Consider the following 14782-nt stretch of genomic DNA (forward strand, 5'->3'; position numbering starts at 1 on the left):
TATCGTACCTTTGAAAAGTTAAAACCTAAAAGACTGACATGACAAAGATAAAAGTACAGAATACAGAGATTGCAGTCGTATCATATCATGATGACGATTATATTTCATTAACCGATATGGCACGCAGTCAAATGCAAGAACATATTATTTTCAGATGGCTTAGTCTGAAAAGTACCCTTGAATATATAGGTGAATAGGAAATGCTATACAACACTAATTTTAATTGTACCGAATTCGGTACAATTAAAATGCAGCCGGAAGCAATAATTTTGTACTTTCTGTAAAGACGTGGATTGAGCGCACAGGAGCTATCGGCATTATCTCAAAGGCAGGACGATATGGAGGCACATATGCTCACCGTGACATTGCCTACCATTTCGGAATGTGGATCAGTCCTCGTTTTCAATTGTTGCTTGTTAAAGAATACCAACGTTTAAAAGAGCAAGAACAGACTCAAGTAGGATGGAATGCAAAAAGAGAACTATCTAAGATTAATTACCGTATTCATACTGACGCTATTAAGCAAAATCTAATTCCTACCGAAGTTACCCCCAAACAAATAAGTATTATCTACGCCGACGAAGCTGATATGCTAAATGTAACGATGTTCGGCATGACAGCTAAGATGTGGCATGAACAGAACCCCGAACTAAAAGGAAATATCCGCGACTATGCCTCTATCAACGAACTCATTTGTCTTTCTAATATGGAAAATCTCAATGCTGTCTTTATTAATCAAAGCATCCCACAAGGTGAACGGCTGATTAAGCTCAATCAAATTGCCATTCAACAAATGAAGATATTAGAAGGTGACGGAAAGAGGAAACTACTGAAATAAACTTCTTTATTATGTGTTTAGGATGTTCATGAGTAAGACACATATTCTTCCAACTTTATTCGTTTATTCCAACGTTTTTATGTAAATTTGCTACAAAACTAAAAATTAGGACAATATGTTTGCCAAAGAAACGTATATGCAGCGAAGAGCCCTGCTAAAAAAGAATTTAGGCTCCGGGGTATTGTTATTTCTCGGAAATGACGAGTGCGGACTGAACTACGAGGATAACACCTTCCGTTATCGTCAGGATTCTACTTTCCTTTATTATTTCGGACTTTCATGCGCCGGCCTTTCGGCTATTATCGATATTGATGAAGACAAAGAAATCATTTTTGGAGATGAACTGTCTATCGACGCAATCGTATGGATGGGATCGCAACCTACATTACACGAAAAATGTGAACGTGTGGGCGTAAAAAATCTGATGCCGTCCGCAGAAATTACAAGCTATCTCCACAAGTGCGTCCAGAAAGGGAAAGCGGTTCATTATCTGCCACCTTACCGTCCCGAGCATAAATTGAAACTGATGGATTGGTTGGGTATTCCCCCTACACGCCAGGAAGGTTCTGTTCCATTCATCCGTGCCGTTATCGCCCAACGTAATTACAAATCTGCCGAAGAAATTGTAGAAATAGAGAAGGCTTGCGATGTAACTGCCGATATGCACATCACCGCCATGAAAGTGCTCCGTCCGGGCATGTATGAATACGAAGTGGTAGCGGAAATGAACCGGGTAGCCGAATCTAACAACTGCCAGCTTTCTTTTGCCACCATTGCCACTATCAACGGACAGACTTTACACAACCACTATCATGGAAATAAAGTAAAACCGGGTGATTTATTCCTAATTGATGCAGGCGCAGAAGTAGAATCAGGCTATGCAGGCGATATGTCGTCTACCATTCCTGCCGACAAAAAGTTTACAGCCCGCCAGCGCGAAGTATACGAGATTCAGAATGCGATGCATCTGGAATCTGTAAAAGCCCTCCGTCCGGGTATTCCTTATATGGAGGTATACGAACTGTCTGCCCGTGTCATGGTAGACGGTATGAAGGCACTCGGATTGATGAAAGGAAATACGGAAGATGCGGTCCGCGAAGGTGCTCATGCGTTATTCTATCCTCACGGATTAGGTCACATGATGGGATTGGATGTACACGACATGGAAAATCTAGGAGAGATATGGGTAGGATATAACGGTCAGCCGAAGAGCACACAGTTCGGTCGCAAATCGCAACGTCTCGCCATTCCGTTGGAACCGGGATTTGTACACACGGTAGAACCAGGTATTTATTTTATTCCGGAACTGATTGACATGTGGAAAGGAGAAAAGAAATTTACCGATTTCATCAATTATGATGTAGTGGAAACTTATAAGGACTTCGGTGGTATCCGCAATGAGGAAGATTATCTAATTACAGAAACCGGCGCCCGCCGATTAGGTAAGAAGATTCCTTTGACACCGGAAGAGGTGGAAGCTTTAAGATAAAACAATGAATAACACCATGAAGAGACTACTTTTATCTGTATGGCTATTGTCACTTACCTTGCTATCCGCCGTAGCTGAAAACTATCCTTATAAAAGCGATGTGCTTTGGGTCACCGTACCCAATCATGCCGACTGGCTTTATAAAACAGGAGAAAAAGCAACTGTGGAGGTACAATTCTATAAATACGGTATCCCCAGAGATAACGTAACCGTCACTTATGAAATAGGTGGTGATATGATGCCTGTTGCCGATACCAAAGGAAGTGTAACTTTAAAGAATGGCAGGGGAGTGATTCCTGTGGGCACAATGAAAGAGCCGGGATTCCGCGACTGTCGCCTGAAAGCAACCGTAGATGGAAAGACCTATTCACATCATATCAAAGTAGGATTTTCACCGGAAAAACTTCGTCCGTATACCACCATGCCTTCCGATTTCAAGGAATTTTGGGAAAAGGCAAAAGCGGAACAAAAGGAGTTTCCCCTAACGTATACCAAAGAACATGTCGAAAAATATTCCACTGATGAAATAGACTGTTATCTCGTAAAATTGCAACTGAACAAACGTGGGCAATGCGTCTACGGATATTTATTCTATCCGAAAAAAGAAGGAAAGTTTCCGGTTGTCCTGTGCTCCGGGAGCAGGTATCAAAACCATCAAAGAACCTCTACGTCATAAATATTATGCGGAGCAAGGATGCATCCGTTTTGAATTCGAGATACACGGCCTGAATCCGGAAATGACTGATGAAGAATTTAAAGAAATCAGCAACGCTTTCAATGGCAGAGAAAACGGCTATCTGACCAATGGGCTCGACAGTCGTGATAATTATTATATGAAACGGGTATATCTGGCCTGTGTACGCGGTATCGACTTTCTAACTTCCCTGCCGGAATGGGATGGCAAAAATGTAATTGCACAAGGAGGTAGTCAGGGAGGCGCCCTGGCATTAATCACCGCCGGACTGGATGAACGGGTGACAGCTTGTGTCGCCAATCATCCTGCATTAAGCGATATGGCAGGCTATAAAGCCGGACGTGCCGGTGGATATCCTCATTTCTTTAGAAATTCGGTAGATATGGATACCCCCGAAAAAATAAAGACAATGGCCTATTATGATGTAGTGAACTTTGCTAAATTGATAAAAGCAGACACCTATATAACATGGGGATTCAATGATGACACCTGTCCTCCAACCACCAGTTATATTGTATACAATGTACTAAACTGTCCGAAAGAAGCCCTAATTACTCCTATTAATGAGCATTGGACCTCTAACGATACGGAGTATGGACATCTGCTTTGGATAAAGAAGCATTTAAAATAAAGAATCAATCATTCCATCTGGATACGGGCAACTCTTTCTTCCCGTAACCTTTCTTCCAGGCATACGCTTTTCTCTTTCGGAGATAAAGCGTATCACCGCTATGCTTTATCGCCTCCCAATTAAATATTGAATGGTGGTAGATGATCTTTTCAAACCAATAAAGGAGGTCATAAGTTATGAATGGTAGTATCATACACCACCATGAAAACAGTAATGACAAAATCAACGCTGGTATCAGAGTCAGAGAAAAGCATTCCCAATATTGCTTTGCATGTATCCGTAACTCCATATCTTCCCAAACTTCCAGATATTTATACCGGGTAAAGAAAAACCAGCCTAACATAAAATAGTGTTTCTTTCCTTTTCCCAAGAACCACTTTGCTAAAAGACTATTATAAAAAATCATATTCACATTTTTTTTGTTGCATGTAGTCCTTTTATAACAGCAAAAGTAACCAAAGGTTCAATATTATAGTTTAGTATAACAGTCATTATACAGTATTCTCCCCTAAAGAATCCTATTCAAATATTGTTTATTTTGTGTTCTCTTGCCTTACTACAACAAAAGGTAATTCATATTTTCTGCAAAGAAAGTACAAATAACGAATATATCCTAATTTTTCTACTTAATATTTAAAGCTACTACCTCCCAAAAATTCGCGCAGTAAAGACGTAGGCGGAATCTCCTTATCCTGTACAGGAACAAAATATTTGATAAACTTAAGTAACCGGTATGCTTCGCAATATTCAGGACAGTTGCGCGGTACACCCATCAGAATAGGTTCGGCATGCAAACGGAGTACTGCAAACTCAAAAAGCAACGCTGAATTAAACATTACGTCGGCATTCTCCTGATAGGGAAAAATCCATTTATCTTCACCGGCACGTACACTCGGCCAGCGTGATATCGTTTCACGTGCCGAATATCCCCGATAATTGAAGTCACGGATAATACGACGCAACAGACGGTTGTCAGTTGTCGGAATCCAGTTATGGTCATCCAAAGAGATGGTGGTCAATGCCGAAACATAAATCTTGAATTTCCGTTCAGCCGGTATATGCGGCGTCAGTTCCGGGTTCAGGGCATGAATACCTTCCAGAATCAGAATCGTATTATCTTCTATTTTCAGTTTATCACCTTTATACTCCTTCTTGCCAAGGGAGAAATTAAAACGAGGCAGTTCGACCTCTTCACCGCGCAGGAGTGCCTGCAACTGTTGATTGAACAGTTCCAAATCAAGTGCATACAGTGATTCATAATCATAATTTCCGTTTTCATCCAGAGGAGTCTCTTCACGATCCACAAAGTAATTATCTAAAGAGATCGGGAATGGTTTCAGTCCATTGGTCATTAGCTGTATAGAAAGCCGTTTGCTGAAAGTTGTCTTTCCCGAAGAGGATGGTCCGGCAATCAATACCAGTTTTACCCGGTTACCGTTTTCACCACGATGGAATATGGTATCGGCTATCTGGGCTATTTTCTTCTCCTGCAGTGCTTCTGCAACATTTATCAGATCGGTTGCATGTCCCTCTTCACAGGCCAGGTTAAAATCTCCGGCATTGTTAAGCCCCATGATATAACTCCAGTTCAGGTATTCTTTAAAGACATCCAGCATTTTTTCCTGCTTCACCACATCTTCAAGCACATTCGGGTTTTCCCGGCTCGGAATCCGAAGGAGCAATCCATCGTAATATTTCACGATATCGAATAATTTAAGATATCCGGTACTGGGTAGCAGATTCCCATAATAATAATCAATGGTATCACCCAATGTATAATAATAGGTATAGAGCGAACCGGAAGTTTCCAGTAATCTCACTTTATCATTCATTCCCCGTTCGCTGAAAACACGCACAGCTTCAGCCGTATGACATTCGATGCGATGATAGGAAATATTCTCCGCGATAATCTCCTGCATCCGTTGCTTGATGCGTGTCACATCTTCCAGTTCGATGGGACGGCCAATCCGCAAATTGCAGAAATAGCCTTTTGAAACAGGATGTTCTACAAACAATTTTCCGTCGGGAAACAGTTCCGTGACAGCCTTAAACAAGACAAAACAAAGCGAACGGACATACGTACGCATACCGGACTGATCTCTCACATCCAGAAACTCTACATCTTTATTATTATAAACTCTGAAATTCAGTCCCTCGGAACGATTATTGACCTTGGCACTTACTACTTGATAAGGAAAATTAAGATTAAAACCGTAATAAATATCCAAAAGTGAGCTTCCGATAGGGAATTCTTTGGAAATATTGTTATTTTTGCAACATATTTGTAACATCTGTTTCATCGAGTTCGTTAAAAGGTGAATAATTTGGGACTAATATACTTATAATCAGATAGAGAACAAATAACCATTAAAAATATTATAGATGGAATATTCTTTTTATGATTTTTTAAAGCTCATAGGCTCATTAGGACTCTTCCTTTACGGAATGAAGATTATGAGCGAGGGTTTACAAAAGGTCGCGGGTGACAGATTGCGAAGTATTCTAACGGCAATGACTACCAATCGGGTAACGGGAGTTTTAACAGGAGTGTTGATAACAGCTCTTATCCAGTCTTCTTCAGCAACGACAGTGATGGTCGTAAGTTTCGTAAACGCCGGATTGCTCACACTTGCCGAATCCATCAGCGTTATTATGGGTGCTAATATCGGTACTACCGTGACTGCCTGGATCATTTCAATTTTCGGATTTAAGGTTGATATGGCTGCCTTCGCTCTTCCGCTCTTAGCCATCGCCCTCCCGCTCATCTTCTCCGGCAAAAGCAACCGCAAGTCCATCGGTGAATTCATTTTCGGTTTTTCTTTCCTTTTCATGGGGCTTTCTTATCTGAAAGCAAACGCGCCCGACCTGAACGCCAACCCGGAAATGCTTGCCTTCGTACAGAACTACACGGACATGGGATTCTTCTCCATCATTCTGTTCTTACTCATCGGTACTATATTGACGATGATTGTACAGGCCTCCGCCGCCACCATGGCAATTACATTGATTATGTGCGCCAACGGATGGATCAGTCTGGAACTGGGAGCAGCACTTGTTTTGGGAGAAAACATCGGAACCACTATCACGGCCAATCTTGCCGCACTTACAGCCAATACACAGGCTAAGCGGGCAGCATTGGCTCATTTTGTTTTTAACGTGTTCGGCGTTATCTGGGTCTTGATTGTCTTCCATCCTTTCATGGAACTGGTAAACTGGGTAGTAGATACCTTTTTCCAAAGTAACAATCCGGAAGTTGCCATCTCCTACAAGTTATCGGCTTTCCACTCGATTTTCAATATCTGTAATGTATGTATTCTGATATGGGCGGTTAAACTGATTGAACGTACCGTATGTGCTCTTATCCACCCCAAAGAAGAGGACGAAGAGCCCCGTTTGCGGTTTATCACCGGTGGTATGCTTTCTACCGCAGAACTCTCTATCCTTCAGGCACGCAAAGAAATCCATCTTTTTGCAGAACGTACACACCGGATGTTCGGCATGGTGCAGGATTTGCTACACACAGAAAAGGATGACGATTTCAACAAGCTGTTCAGCCGGATCGAGAAGTATGAGAATATCAGCGACAACATGGAACTTGAAATAGCCAACTACCTGAATCAAGTATCTGAAGGTCGGTTAAGCTCTGAAAGTAAACTACAGATACGTGCCATGTTGCGTGAAGTGACGGAAATTGAAAGTATCGGCGACAGCTGTTATAACCTGGCACGTACCATCAACCGGAAACGTCAGACCAACCAAGATTTTACCGAGAAACAATATGAGCATATTCATTTCATGATGAAACTGACGAACGATGCACTTGCTCAAATGATTGTGGTAGTAGAAAAGCCGGAACATCAGAGCATCGATATCAACAAGTCCTTCAACATCGAGAATGAAATTAATAACTACCGTAACCAACTGAAGAATCAGAACATTCTGGACGTAAACAACAAAGAATATGATTATCAGATGGGGGTTTATTACATGGATATTATTGCCGAATGTGAAAAGCTAGGTGACTATGTGGTGAATGTAGTAGAAGCTAGTAGTGATGTAAAAGAGAAAAAAGCTTCTTGATAGAGCAAAATTGAATCCTAAAAAAGGAGAATCAGTCTATCATAGCATTACTGATTCTCCTTTTTAATTTAAATCATCCTCCAGAAAAACAAAAAAGACCGGGCATATATCTATACACCCGGCCATTCTCCTCTTAAATAATTCTCTCTCTCTTGGTTTTATCCTTCGTACGGTTCAAAATCTTCTTTGCCGACTCCGCATAACGGACAAGTCCAATCATCTGGAATGTCTTCAAAGGCTGTTCCTGGTTCAATTCCGCTTTCCGGATCTCCTTGTTCGGGGTCGTAAATATATTCACAGACCGTGCAAATGTACTTTTTCATAACGTTCGTATTTTTAAATGGTTTTCTGAATAATATAACACAAATAGCTGGATATTTGTTCAACACTATTTTCCAAACTAAAGAAAAAAGCTATCTTTGTAGTCATATTATCAAGCTAAAACAACAATATTATACTATGCTTATAGCACTATTGTCAACTTTAATAGTTTTATGCGCAGTCCTACTAATCAGTTTTTTATGGGAACGCAGGAAATGCCTACGGATGCAACAACGATTGTTCCGTGAATCCAGAAAGTTGGAACGTACCAGCCATATCGCCGGTGCCGTTTTAAAGAATGTACATGCCTTTATTCTCCTCATAAACAACGATTTTAAAGTACTAAAGACCAACTATTACCAAAAAACCGGAACTAGAAAAGGAACAGAAGAAAAAAGAGTGGGCGACCTGCTGCAATGCCGTAATGCATTGGCTGCCGAAGGAGGTTGCGGCACACATAGTTTCTGCGGTTCCTGTCCGATACGTACTGCCATACGCCAGGCCTCGAACAGAGACGGAACTTCACGGATCTCGAAGCAACTTTATCCGTAGTCACATCTGATAATACAACTGTGGAATGTGATGCAGTAATATCCGGTTCCTACTTCCTCCTCAATGAAGAAGAGAATATGGTTATCACCGTACATGACGTCACCCGACGGAAACAGGCCGAAAATGAATTGAGACTAGCCAAAGAAAAAGCTGAAAAAGCCGACATTTCAAAATCTGCCTTTTTAGCCAATATGAGCCATGAGATCCGTACCCCTCTCAATGCTATTACCGGATTTGCAGAGATATTGGGCAGCGCAAATACCGAAGAGGAAAAGGCTCAATACCAGGAAATCATAAAAATGAATGCTGATCTCCTGATGCAGTTGGTCAACGACATTCTGGATATGTCCAAAATCGAAGCCGGAACCTTGGAATTTGTACAGACAACGGTCGACGTCAATCTATTGCTTTCAGATTTACAACAACTTTTCCAGATGAGAGTCAATGACGCTGGAGAAAAGATACAAATTATAGCAGAACCGTCTCGTTCTTCGTGCATGATTCAAACGGATCGTAACCGGGTGGCACAGGTGCTTTCCAACTTTGCCGGTAATGCCATTAAATTCACCCATGAAGGTAGTATCCGCATCGGATATGAGGCAAGAGATACCGAACTTTACTTTTATGTAAAAGATACCGGAGCCGGAATTCCGGCAGAAAAACTACCGGATGTATTCGAGCGCTTTGTAAAACTGAACAAAGATAAGAAAGGAGCCGGACTGGGACTATCTATTTCTCAAACCATTGTCACGAAACTAGGCGGTCAGATCGGTGCGGATTCCGTAGAAGGTGAAGGCTCTACATTCTGGTTTACAATTCCTTATCGCACATGTGGTAAACCACGATAACAAATTCGACTTCATAAAAAGTTTTAATTAAACATTTTATCACAATTTTATGTTGTATTTTTGCGGTTCAAACTAAACGCATGTATCTGCATGAGTACAAATAAAAATGACTATTATCATTTAGGACTTACGGATGACGAAGTCCTACAAAGCAGGGAGAAAAATGGTATTAACCTGTTAACACCTCCCAAGCGTCCTTCCCTCTGGAAACTTTATCTGGAAAAATTTGAAGACCCGGTTGTACGCGTACTATTAGTAGCAGCCGCTTTTTCGTTAATCATTTCTATCATCGAGAACGAATACGCTGAAACAATCGGAATTATAGCAGCTATCTTACTAGCTACCGGAATCGGTTTCTTTTTCGAGTATGATGCCAGCAAAAAGTTTGATCTGCTGAATGCAGTCAATGAAGAAACATTGGTAAAAGTGATCCGAAACGGACGTGTACAGGAAATTCCCCGCAAAGACATAGTGGTAGGTGATATTGTAATTCTGGAAACCGGTGAAGAAATTCCTGCCGATGGAGAATTACTGGAAGCCATCTCTTTGCAAGTAAACGAATCTAATCTGACAGGCGAACCCGTTATTAATAAAACAACTGTAGAAGCTGACTTTGATGAAGAAGCAACTTATGCTTCCAATCTGGTGATGCGTGGAACGACAGTGGTAGACGGTCACGGCACCATGCGCGTGCTGCATGTGGGAGATGCTACTGAAATCGGGAAAGTAGCCCGACAAAGCACGGAAGACAATCTCGAACCTACTCCGCTGAACATACAATTGACCAAACTCGCAAACCTCATCGGAAAGATTGGTTTTACCGTTGCCGGTCTCGCTTTCCTTATTTTCTTTGTCAAAGACGTATTGTTATTTTTTGATTTCGGTTCACTGAACGGATGGCACGAGTGGCTTCCTGTTTTCGAACGGACACTGAAATATTTTATGATGGCAGTTACGCTGATTGTGGTAGCTGTGCCTGAAGGATTGCCAATGAGCGTCACTCTTAGTCTGGCATTGAATATGCGTCGTATGCTTTCCACCAACAATCTGGTGCGGAAAATGCATGCTTGCGAAACAATGGGAGCCATCACCGTGATTTGTACGGATAAAACCGGTACACTGACTCAAAACCTGATGCAAGTGCACGAGCCCAATTTTTACGGCATCAAAAATGGCAGTGTTTTGTCCGACGATGATATCAGCACACTCATTGCAGAAGGAATCAGCGCTAACTCAACCGCTTTCCTCGAAGAGTCAACGACCGGTGAGAAGCCGAAAGGAGTAGGAAATCCCACCGAAGTGGCTTTATTACTCTGGCTTAACAAGCAGGGAAAAAATTATCTGGAACTTCGCGAGAAAGCACATATCCTCGACCAACTCACTTTCTCTACCGAACGGAAATTCATGGCAACCCTTGTTGAGTCGCCACTGATCGGGAAAAAAATACTCTATATAAAAGGAGCCCCGGAAATTGTTTTGGGCAAGTGTAAAGAAGTTGTCTTGGACGGACGACGAGTGGACGCCGTAGAATATCGTTCCACAGTAGAAGCACAACTGTTGGGCTATCAGAATATGGCTATGCGCACACTTGGATTTGCATTCAAGATTGTCGGAGAAAATGAGCCAAACGATTGTACGGAACTGGTTTCAGCCAACGACCTGAATTTCTTGGGAGTAGTTGCCATCTCCGACCCGATTCGTCCGGACGTACCTGCTGCGGTTGCTAAATGCCAGTCCGCAGGTATCGGCATCAAGATCGTGACCGGTGATACTCCGGGAACTGCAACGGAAATCGCACGTCAGATAGGTCTTTGGAACCCCGAAACAGATACCGAACGAAATCGAATCACTGGTGTTGCATTTGCTGAATTGAGCGATGAAGAAGCATCGGATAGAGTGATGGATTTAAAAATCATGTCCCGCGCCCGCCCGACTGACAAGCAACGTCTGGTACAGCTGCTTCAGCAAAAAGGAGCAGTCGTAGCCGTAACCGGAGACGGAACCAACGACGCTCCGGCTTTGAATCATGCCCAAGTAGGTTTATCAATGGGTACAGGTACTTCTGTAGCCAAAGAGGCCAGCGATATTACCCTGCTCGACGACTCCTTCAACAGTATCGGAACTGCCGTTATGTGGGGACGCTCCCTGTATAAGAATATCCAGCGTTTCATTGTTTTCCAGCTGACGATCAACTTCGTAGCACTGCTCATTGTCTTGTTAGGTTCTGTGATCGGTACGGAACTTCCGCTGACTGTCACACAAATGTTATGGGTGAACCTGATTATGGACACTTTTGCCGCTTTGGCACTTGCTTCCATTCCGCCCAGCGAAACCGTGATGCTTGAGAAACCCCGTCGAAGCACTGATTTTATTATCAGTAAGGCAATGCAGTCTAATATATTAGGTGTAGGCTCCATCTTCCTCATCGTACTGCTCGGAATGATTTATTATTTCGACCACAGCACGGAAGGTATGGATATACACAACCTGACCATTTTCTTCACCTTCTTTGTCATGTTGCAATTCTGGAATCTGTTCAATGCCCGTGTATTCGGCACTACCGATTCGGCATTCAAGGGACTTTCCAAATCGTATGGTATGGAACTTATTGTATTGGCTATTCTTGCCGGACAATTCCTGATCGTACAGTTCGGTGGAGCTGTATTCCGTACGGAGCCGCTCAACTGGCAAACCTGGCTTCTTATTATAGGCGTTTCGTCCACGGTGTTATGGGTTGGAGAACTTATTCGCCTTGTTCAACGTATTATTCACAAAAAAAACAGAAATGAAAAGTAAAGGAATAAAAAACCTTCTTATTGATTTGGGTGGTGTACTTATCAATCTCGACCGCCAACGTTGCATTGAGAACTTTCAGAAATTAGGGCTCCGGAACGTGGAGGACCTACTGGATATCCATAATCCGAACGGACTCCTGATGCAACAGGAAAAAGGATTGATTACCCCCGCCGAATTCCGTGACGGGGTTCGTAAAATGATAGGCAAAGCAGTGAGCGACACACAAATAGATGCAGCCTGGAATAGTTTTTTAGTAGACATACCGACACACAAACTTGATTTATTATTAAAATTACGTGAGAAATATGTCGTCTATTTATTGAGCAATACCAACCAAATCCACTGGGACTGGACATGTATTCATCTGTTTCCCTACCGCACATTTAGGGTGGAAGACTATTTTGAGAAAACATATCTCTCTTTTGAAATGAAAATGGCCAAGCCCGAACCGGAGATCTTCAAGGCAATCATAGAGGATGCCGGTATCGAGCCGAAAGAAACACTCTTCATCGATGATTCCGAGATGAACTGTAAGGCAGCGCAAAATTTAGGAATTATCACTTATACAGCAAAAGCAGGCGAAGACTGGAGCCATCTTTTCAACAGCAAATAATTTTAGAGATATGCAGATTATACGTGACACATCGGCTATTAACCCGGAACCCAGTGTAGCTACCATCGGTTTTTTTGATGGAGTACATGCAGGACATCGCTATCTGATTCAGCAAGTGAAAGAGATAGCTGCCGCCAAAGGTCTACGCTCTGCATTGGTTACTTTCCCCGTTCATCCCCGCAAAGTGATGAACACGAATTATCGTCCGGAACTTCTGACTACCCCGGAAGAAAAAATAAGGCTGCTGGCAAACATCGGGGTAGATTACTGTCTGATGCTTGATTTCACTCCAGAAATTTCCCGGCTTACTGCCCGAGAGTTCATGACGCAGCTGTTAAAAGAACGTTACCAGGTAAAATACCTGGTTATCGGCTATGACCATCGTTTTGGGCACAACCGCAGCGAAGGTTTCGAGGATTATGTACGCTATGGGAAAGAAATTGGCATAGAAGTGATCCGCGCCAAAGCATATACCAGCAATATAGAAATAGAGAACGTACCCAATGTTCCGGTAAGTTCTTCCCTGATCCGCAAACTTCTTCATCAAGGAGAAGTAGACTTGGCTGCCGATTGCCTGAAATATGAATACTTCCTGGACGGAATAGTAGTAGGCGGCTATCAGGTAGGCCGCAAAATAGGTTTTCCAACGGCCAATTTAAGCGTGGATGATCCTGATAAACTGATCCCCGCGGACGGTGTATATGCCGTATGGGTGACATTCGATAAAAAGACATATATGGGGATGCTGAACATAGGTGTCCGCCCGACGATTGATAATGGGCCCAACCGGACCATTGAGGTAAATATCCTTCACTTCCATTCGGCATATACGATAAATTCATCCGGCTTACTTTTGTAAAACGGACGCGTCCCGAACTGAAATTCTCCAGTATCGACGAGTTAATAGTGCAACTCCATAAAGATGCAGAAGAGACGGAAGCTATTCTTCTTGCCAGCAAGGCAGGCAATAACAGCAGAGAAACAAAATAAATAATACAATAACCGAACAATAATAATTTAAAAATAGATTCTTATGCAAAAGTCATTTATGAGCATCTCTTTGGTGGTAATAGCTATTTCGATGTTAGCTATGTTTATCTATAGTTTCTTTACAACTAACTAAAGACCAATGAAAACGGCTATCAAACTGATATTAATAGACCTTCTCATTGCGCAGATTGTCGCCCCTATCCTGATTATGATTCCCTGTACAATCTATTTGTTAGTCACCACAGGAGATTTGGATCAGGTTGCTCTGACGCAAATGATTATGATTCCGGCCCAATTAGCCGGTCAGATTATGATGGGTATTTATCTATGGAAAGCCGGCTATATCAGTAAAAAGAAAGCGACATGGTCGCCTGTATCAGTGCCATTCCTAATTTGTAGCGGGCTGGCTATTCTCACCGCTGGCTTTCTGGTATCTGCACTTATGGGACTGCTAGACTGGATACCCAACATCATGGAGCAATCTTTCGACATTCTCCAATCCGGTTGGGGCGGTATTCTTGCAATAGCTATCATCGGTCCTGTACTTGAAGAAATCTTGTTTCGCGGAGCAATCACCCGCGCTTTACTTCAACAATACAATCCGACTAAAGCCATTCTGATTTCCGCGCTTCTGTTCGGCGTCTTTCATATAAATCCAGCCCAGATCCTTCCCGCATTTCTGATCGGTATCCTGCTGGCATGGACTTATTACAAAACAGGCAGCCTGATACCTTGTATACTCATGCACGTGCTCAACAACTCGCTATCCGTATATCTTAGCATCAAATATCCCGAAGCCGAGAATATGGATGACCTGATTAACGGTAGCCCGTATCTCGTCGCTCTGGTCGGTTCAATCCTGCTACTTATCTGCACCATACTGACCATGAACAATCTGACTTCCAAAAAGCAACCATAAAAAAAGGGAAG

Annotated in this window: 8 protein-coding genes and 4 pseudogenes; 9 read left to right on the plus strand and 3 right to left on the minus strand. The window is 42.5% G+C overall.

Going from position 1 to position 14782, the window contains the following annotated elements; genetic code table 11:
• Positions 1-38: 38 nt before the first annotated feature.
• The 3 genes and pseudogenes from DXA05_RS16275 (at position 39) to DXA05_RS16285 (ending at position 3652) form a co-directional block, all read left to right on the plus strand.
• A pseudogene (locus DXA05_RS16275) lies at positions 39-838 on the plus strand (KilA-N domain-containing protein).
• Positions 839-953: 115 nt separating this feature from the next.
• The gene (locus DXA05_RS16280) at positions 954-2327 is read left to right on the plus strand and encodes an aminopeptidase P family protein (RefSeq protein ID WP_015531661.1); all 1374 of its coding nucleotides are present in this window, start codon (positions 954-956) and stop codon (positions 2325-2327) included.
• Between the two features lie 16 nt (positions 2328-2343).
• Positions 2344-3652, plus strand: a pseudogene (locus DXA05_RS16285) (acetylxylan esterase).
• A 4-nt stretch (positions 3653-3656) separates the two neighbouring features.
• Here DXA05_RS16285 and DXA05_RS16290 read toward each other — a convergent pair.
• Entirely contained in the window at positions 3657-4058 is a 402-nt protein-coding gene (locus DXA05_RS16290) for a hypothetical protein (RefSeq protein WP_008026182.1), read from the minus strand.
• A 220-nt stretch (positions 4059-4278) separates the two neighbouring features.
• On the minus strand, positions 4279-5952 hold the full coding sequence (locus DXA05_RS16295) for a nucleoside kinase (RefSeq protein WP_008016291.1): 1674 nt from the start codon (positions 5950-5952) through the stop codon (positions 4279-4281).
• 82 nt (positions 5953-6034) lie between these two features.
• Between DXA05_RS16295 and DXA05_RS16300 the strand changes: the two genes are divergently transcribed.
• Positions 6035-7732 (plus strand): Na/Pi cotransporter family protein, encoded by a 1698-nt coding sequence (locus DXA05_RS16300; protein ID WP_009040175.1) that lies wholly within the window; start codon positions 6035-6037, stop codon positions 7730-7732.
• A gap of 158 nt (positions 7733-7890) precedes the next feature.
• On the opposite strand, the gene rd is transcribed toward DXA05_RS16300, so the two are convergent.
• The gene (rd, locus tag DXA05_RS16305; protein ID WP_004306971.1) at positions 7891-8055 is read right to left on the minus strand and encodes a rubredoxin; all 165 of its coding nucleotides are present in this window, start codon (positions 8053-8055) and stop codon (positions 7891-7893) included.
• A 223-nt stretch (positions 8056-8278) separates the two neighbouring features.
• On the opposite strand from rd, the pseudogene DXA05_RS16310 reads away from it, so the two are divergent.
• The 5 genes and pseudogenes from DXA05_RS16310 to DXA05_RS16330 all read left to right on the plus strand — a co-directional run bounded on the left by DXA05_RS16310 (position 8279) and on the right by DXA05_RS16330 (position 14771).
• A pseudogene (locus DXA05_RS16310) lies at positions 8279-9453 on the plus strand (ATP-binding protein).
• Positions 9454-9543: 90 nt separating this feature from the next.
• Positions 9544-12249, plus strand: coding sequence for a calcium-translocating P-type ATPase, PMCA-type (locus DXA05_RS16315; RefSeq protein WP_128859388.1), 2706 nt, complete (start codon positions 9544-9546; stop codon positions 12247-12249).
• Positions 12239-12862 carry an HAD family phosphatase gene (locus DXA05_RS16320; protein ID WP_049701204.1) on the plus strand — a complete coding sequence of 208 codons (624 nt, stop codon included), beginning with the start codon at positions 12239-12241 and terminating at the stop codon, positions 12860-12862. The genes DXA05_RS16315 and DXA05_RS16320 overlap by 11 nt, the downstream gene beginning before the upstream one ends.
• Positions 12863-12872: 10 nt before the next feature.
• Positions 12873-13852, plus strand: a pseudogene (locus DXA05_RS16325) (bifunctional riboflavin kinase/FAD synthetase).
• 139 nt (positions 13853-13991) lie between these two features.
• The gene (locus DXA05_RS16330; RefSeq protein ID WP_128859389.1) at positions 13992-14771 is read left to right on the plus strand and encodes a type II CAAX endopeptidase family protein; all 780 of its coding nucleotides are present in this window, start codon (positions 13992-13994) and stop codon (positions 14769-14771) included.
• Positions 14772-14782: the final 11 nt, after the last annotated feature.

Source organism: Bacteroides sp. AM54-2NS (genome assembly GCF_003602935.1).
GTDB lineage: Bacteria > Bacteroidota > Bacteroidia > Bacteroidales > Bacteroidaceae > Bacteroides > Bacteroides xylanisolvens.

What these genes read in the sequence shown, in the direction of transcription:
- DXA05_RS16280 (WP_015531661.1), top strand. Translation starts at nt 954, where the DNA reads ATGTTTGCCAAAGAAACGTATATGCAGCGAAGAGCCCTGCTAAAAAAG.
- DXA05_RS16290 (WP_008026182.1), bottom strand. Translation starts at nt 4,058, where the DNA reads ATGATTTTTTATAATAGTCTTTTAGCAAAGTGGTTCTTGGGAAAAGGA.
- DXA05_RS16295 (WP_008016291.1), bottom strand. Translation starts at nt 5,952, where the DNA reads ATGAAACAGATGTTACAAATATGTTGCAAAAATAACAATATTTCCAAA.
- DXA05_RS16300 (WP_009040175.1), top strand. Translation starts at nt 6,035, where the DNA reads ATGGAATATTCTTTTTATGATTTTTTAAAGCTCATAGGCTCATTAGGA.
- rd (WP_004306971.1), bottom strand. Translation starts at nt 8,055, where the DNA reads ATGAAAAAGTACATTTGCACGGTCTGTGAATATATTTACGACCCCGAA.
- DXA05_RS16315 (WP_128859388.1), top strand. Translation starts at nt 9,544, where the DNA reads ATGAGTACAAATAAAAATGACTATTATCATTTAGGACTTACGGATGAC.
- DXA05_RS16320 (WP_049701204.1), top strand. Translation starts at nt 12,239, where the DNA reads ATGAAAAGTAAAGGAATAAAAAACCTTCTTATTGATTTGGGTGGTGTA.
- DXA05_RS16330 (WP_128859389.1), top strand. Translation starts at nt 13,992, where the DNA reads ATGAAAACGGCTATCAAACTGATATTAATAGACCTTCTCATTGCGCAG.